General features: G+C 33.9%; 1 protein-coding gene. It reads left to right on the top strand.

Going from position 1 to position 948, the window contains the following annotated elements:
• Nucleotides 1-948: efflux RND transporter permease subunit (locus tag HG1285_RS00020; protein WP_008289777.1), on the top strand; the 948-nt coding region annotated here is incomplete at both ends.

Genomic DNA, 948 nt, shown 5'->3' with positions numbered 1-948 from the left:
AGACTGGTATTTAAGATATGCGCTTCTTGGGGTTGACGGCGTTTCAGAAGTTGCATCTATTGGTGGTTTTGTAAAAGGCTATCAGATAACAGTAGAGCCTCAAAAATTAAGAATTTACGACATTTCTATAAAAGAGATATTAAAAGCTTTGAGACAGAACAACAACGACACAGGCGGAAGAATAATAGAGCATAATGGCTTTGAGTATATTATTCAGGGTCTTGGATACATTAAAAATTTAGAAGATATAAAAAACATAACAATAAAAACAGATAAAAACGGTATTCCAGTAAGAATTAAAGACGTGGCAAAAGTTGAACTTGTTCCAATGGGAAGAAGAGGGCTTGCAGATTTAAACGGATTAGGGGAAGTTGTCGGCGGGATAGTTGTTATGCGTTTTGGAGAAAACGCCTATGATGTTATTCAAAGAATAAAGAAAAAAATTCAGGAGTTAAAGCAAAGCATTCCTGAAGATATAAAAATAATCACAACTTACGACAGGTCAGAGCTTATTGAAAAAGCAATAGCCACGCTAAAGAGAGCATTATTTGAAGAAAGTTTAATAGTTATAGTAGTAGTTGGACTGTTTTTATTCCATTTTAGAAGTGCCCTTGTTATTATCCTTACACTTCCTCTTGGAGTTTTAATTTCATTTTTATTTATGAAGATGTTAGGAATTACATCTAACATAATGTCTCTTGGTGGAATAGCAATTGCAATTGGTGCAATGGTTGACGGGGCTATTGTTATGGTAGAAAACGCCCATAAACATATAGAGAAAATAAAAGAGGAAAAAGGAGAAATTACAGAAAAAGACAGGATAGAAGCTATAATAAAGTCTTCAAAACAGGTTGGAAAGCCTATATTCTTTGCCCTTTTAATTATAGTTGTATCGTTTTTACCTGTTTTTGCTTTAACAGGACAGGAAGGACTGCTCTTTAAACCTCT

It is taken from the genome of Hydrogenivirga sp. 128-5-R1-1 (assembly GCF_000171895.1).
Note: the sequence above shows the minus strand (reverse complement) of the source record. Positions and strands in the feature narration are given on the sequence as shown.